A 3,724-nucleotide genomic window follows, 5' to 3' on the forward strand; every position below is an offset into this window, starting at 1 on the left:
TGCTCAATTAATCAAAATTATATAAAGGTTAAGCTAAAAAGTGCAACACTCTTTCATCCTCCTTCCGTTAATTTTACTGTTGAATATTGGAAGCCCTATTTAGCTTTCATTTTGTATCACATTAAAAGCAAAGATCATGAGTAATATAGCAAACATCAAAAAGGAAACCTTTCCAGTTACAGGAATTAAATGTGGCGGTTGCATGAGCAATGTTGAAGATAAAATAAAGGCGCAGGAGGGTGTGTTAGCAGTAAAGGGAAGTTTGCAAGATAAAACTGTGTACATTGAATTTGATGACACCAAAATTCTTCATGATGGACTTAAAAGAAGTCTGGATGGAACTTCTTATGAATTACAGGTTTAAGTGCCTGAACCTTAATTAATGGGATTAAAGAATTAACATTCCCCTTCCTTTTACTTTAAGGTTGGGGCTTTTTTTTGGAGAATATTGGATTTTATTTTGATTTAGGAATTGCATTAAGTCAAATAAATGAAGATCAGGCCATCATAATAATCAAGATATAGGAAACTTAGACGATCTGGCTTATTCCTAAATTTAATAAATCAAAGGTCCCTATGCTCCAATCGCATAATTGTATAATCCTTAATCGTAATCCTATAACAGAATCTAGGGGTTCGTGCCCTACTTTTGAATTATTAAGCCGTATGAAATAACAGATGCATCGCTTAGTGGTAAAAATAATTCATTTAAAAAGTGTTGATCATGAAAAAAACAGCCAAAAATATTGAGAAAGCCACCTACCCTGTAAAGGGAATGAGCTGTGCGAGCTGCGTGACCACTGTAGAAAATACACTTAAAGCAGAAGAAGGTGTAAAACAAGCGAATGTTAACTTCTCAAATAGTACAGTGTATTTGGAATATGAATCGGTTAAAACTAATGTGAATAAACTCAAAAAAAGTGTCAGTGCAGCCGGTTATGAATTGCAGGTGGAAGCCAGTAAGGAAGATATTGCTAATGAAAAGAAAAAAGAATACTATTTACTTCGACAAAAACTGTTGATAGCTTTTGTATTTGCTATTCCAGTATTTGTAATTGCTATGTTCCTTCCGGAAATCCCATATGAAAACTGGATTATGTTGGGCTTATCAATTCCGGTGGTATTCTATAGTGGTAGGCATTTTTACAGTTCTGCCTGGAAACAGCTTTTACATTTTAAAGCCAATATGGACACTTTGGTAGCCCTAGGTACAGGAATAGCCTTTATTTATAGTTTGTTCACTACGGTCTTTCCTCAATACTTTCTCCAGAATGGTATACAGCCTCACGTCTATTATGAAGCAGCCGTGGTCATTATTGCCCTGATCCTTCTGGGAAATTTACTAGAAGCCAGGGCCAAAGCCAGTACTTCTACAGCAATTGAAAAACTAGTAGGGTTACAGGCCAAAAAAGCACGGGTAGTTCGAGATGGACAGGAAGTAATGCTCGAAATAGAAGAGATTAAGGTAGGGGACAAATTATTGATTCGACCAGGGGAAAAGGTTCCTTTAGATGGAAAACTCGTGGAAGGTTCATCTTATATCGATGAAAGCATGATCACCGGAGAGCCTGAGGCTGTTGAAAAGAAGATGGGAGACGAGATTGTTGGAGGTACTGTAAATGGTTCTGGTAGTTTTTATATGCTGGTAGAAAAGATTGGTAGCGAAACCATGCTGGCCAGAATTATTCAACTGGTACAAGAAGCTCAGGGCTCCAAAGCACCTGTGCAAAAATTGGTGGATAAAATCGCCGGTATATTTGTACCATTGGTTGTAGGGATTGCCATTTTGAGTGCTGCCGTTTGGTTTTTTGTTGGCCCTGAACCTGCTTTTACAAATGCCATGGTAATTGCAGTAACTATTTTGGTGATTGCCTGTCCCTGTGCACTGGGATTAGCAACCCCTACCGCCATTACTGTAGGAATTGGAAAAGCAGCAAAAAATGGTGTGCTAATTAAGGATGCACAGGCCCTGGAACACATCAGCAAAATAGACACCCTTTTGGTGGACAAAACTGGAACATTGACAAAAGGTAAGCCAGAAGTGACGGATTTCATTTTGGATAATGGTTTGGAAGATGGACAATTAGTAAAAAAACTAATTTTCTCAATGGAATCCCGCTCAGAGCATCCTTTGGCAGAAGCCATTACCACTTATTTAGATCAAATAGAGGGAATTAAAGAGAATGGAAGCCTGGAACACTTTGAGAATGTATCGGGAAAAGGGGTAAAAGCCATTTATGAGGGTAAGCACTATTTTCTAGGTAGTCCGGGCATGATGAAAGACCAAAAAGTGGAATGGAGCCCTTATTTGGAGAAAGAACTTGAACGTTTAAGTGGGGAAGGAAAAACCCTGGTGGCCTTTGGCAATAACCAAAAAGGGCTAGCACTTTTGGCTTTGGAAGATACTTTGCGATCAGATGCTAAATTCACCATTGCTTCTTTACACAATAAAGGAATTAAAGTGGTGATGTTGACCGGTGATCATTACAAAACAGCCGAGAAAGTAGCAACAGCAACAGGAATTGACGGTTTTTATGCTGAAGTTCTTCCCGAAGATAAGGCCAATTATGTAAAAGAATTCCAGCAAAAAGGTCAGTTGGTAGGCATGGTCGGAGATGGAATTAACGATGCTCCGGCTCTGGCACAGGCAGATGTAGGTATAGCCATGGCCACAGGTACCGATATTGCTATGGAAAGTGCGGATATGACTATTCTCCATGGGGATTTGCAGCGAATTGATAAAGCCATAAAGGTTTCACAGCAAACAGTAAAAACTATACGTGAAAATTTATTTTGGGCCTTTATTTATAACCTTATCTGTATTCCGATAGCTGCAGGGCTTTTGTATCCAATTAATGGATTTCTTTTAAATCCAATGATTGCCGGAGCAGCTATGTCCTTTAGTTCAGTATCTGTAGTCTTGAATAGTTTGCGACTTAAAGTAAGTCGACTGTAGTAAAATCATTTTTAGGCCTGAATAATTGGTAATTGGTCCTTTTAAATCTTCAGGAAATATTTATTCAAATTTTCAGGAGGTTTAAAAAGACCTTTTATTTTAACAAGCGATATTATTTCTTAAGAACTCTACCAATTGCCCTAATTATTTAAATAGGGGGCTTTTGGCTGTGTTGGAACACGAGAAATAGCTTCTCGCCCAATATTAAGTAAGTCAGGCATATGGGTAGCGCCCAACAAACTCTTATCCTTTCTTTTCGATACTGATGAGCAATGAAAACCTTTCCATCCAATTTCCATTGATTGAAAACGTGAAGTTAGAAAATATTTTAGATGTGAAGTATCGCACTCACCTGGATTGATCCTATAGGAAGGATTTTTTATGTGTCGGTAGGTTATACCTTTTTAAAAGGAGAAGTAAATCATTGAATTAGGAAATGTAATGTCCAAAAAATTGAGGAAATGCTGTTAAATGTATGGAATATGAAATGACATGTGTAGAAGAGCATTTTTTCTCTTTATTTTGAAGAGGGGATTTGCCTAAGTAATTGTGGTAGTGGGACTAAACCTTTACTTAAGAAATCAGTATTTCCTTTTTGTTTTTAGGCTGTCCAAGAGGGAAAGAAAGGATTTCTGCAATTGTAAGATTTTTAATTTATGAGGATTAAATTCTTTTTAAGTTTTTTTGTGATTTTTTAATAAAATAGGTGTTTTTGATTAAAGGAATTTCTTAATTAGAGTCCCGTTATTTTTAAGCCAAAACATTTCG

2 protein-coding genes are annotated in these 3,724 nt (G+C 37.1%); both read left to right on the plus strand.

Going from position 1 to position 3,724, the window contains the following annotated elements; genetic code table 11:
- The first annotated feature begins 136 nt into the window (after positions 1-136).
- Positions 137-364, plus strand: a complete 228-nt coding sequence (locus tag E1171_RS05215) for a heavy-metal-associated domain-containing protein (RefSeq protein ID WP_155204775.1) — start codon at positions 137-139, stop codon at positions 362-364.
- A 360-nt stretch (positions 365-724) separates the two neighbouring features.
- Positions 725-2,956: a heavy metal translocating P-type ATPase gene (locus E1171_RS05220; protein WP_155204776.1), complete on the plus strand. Its 2,232-nt coding sequence runs from the start codon at positions 725-727 to the stop codon at positions 2,954-2,956.
- Positions 2,957-3,724: the final 768 nt, after the last annotated feature.

Source organism: Xanthovirga aplysinae (assembly GCF_009711365.1).
GTDB classification, from domain to species: domain Bacteria; phylum Bacteroidota; class Bacteroidia; order Cytophagales; family Cyclobacteriaceae; genus Xanthovirga; species Xanthovirga aplysinae.

Coding starts and splice junctions, on each gene's coding strand:
- E1171_RS05215 (WP_155204775.1), top strand. CDS start 137: ATGAGTAATATAGCAAACATCAAAAAGGAAACCTTTCCAGTTACAGGA.
- E1171_RS05220 (WP_155204776.1), top strand. CDS start 725: ATGAAAAAAACAGCCAAAAATATTGAGAAAGCCACCTACCCTGTAAAG.